Raw genomic sequence first — 671 nt, 5'->3', positions numbered from 1 at the left:
CACATACACCTTACAACGAATCAACATATTTAGAAGCACTAAAAAGAAGAGGTTCGCCGCTGTTAAAATTTGCAATAAATAGCTAAATTTTACTAGTTGTCCACCTCAGGGCGTGTTGTTATATTGCCGTGTAAACTGTTCATATTCAAGTGCTTGTAAATCCATGATATTCTCTACAATATAGCTTTTTGAACCATAAGTGATTTCAACTTGCATAATACGCTTAGAATGTTTTTCTAGTACTAAATCTAAACGTTTCCACGGTGCTATTTCAAAGTTTCTAATTTGCGCAGGAAATGTAGTTATACGTTCACCTGACTCACTCAGAGTTACAATAATTTCTGTTAACTTTTGACCATCGTTTGATTGGTGTGGGTACACCAAAACAATCCAATTATTTTGTTTTCCAGAAACAAGCCTATTTATACCAAAGTTACTAGCCTCATTATGCGTTAATACTTCCGTAGAAGTTGACACTGAAGTAGCAAAAGATAGAAAAGGAAACATGATTAGAACTAGCAGATAGCGCATAAGTCTCCGGCAATATAACGAGGCTGTAGAATAACTCTAACAGCCAAATTCAATTAAAAAACGAGCTCCTGTAATTAACTCTAAGCGTTTTTAAAGCATTAGGTAATGCATTTGGAACCCATAAAACAGGCTGTTTTTCT

The 671-nt window shown here is 34.9% G+C and carries 1 protein-coding gene; it reads right to left on the bottom strand.

Annotation, left to right across the window (positions count from 1 at the left end):
- Window positions 1–105: 105 nt before the first annotated feature.
- Window positions 106–477, bottom strand: a complete 372-nt coding sequence (locus HH219_RS21690; RefSeq protein ID WP_169328612.1) for a hypothetical protein — start codon at window positions 475–477, stop codon at window positions 106–108.
- Window positions 478–671 lie beyond the last annotated feature (194 nt).

Origin of the sequence: Pseudoalteromonas sp. NEC-BIFX-2020_015, assembly GCF_012952265.1 — a bacterium.
Taxonomy (GTDB): domain Bacteria; phylum Pseudomonadota; class Gammaproteobacteria; order Enterobacterales; family Alteromonadaceae; genus Pseudoalteromonas; species Pseudoalteromonas neustonica.
Note: the sequence above shows the minus strand (reverse complement) of the source record. Positions and strands in the feature narration are given on the sequence as shown.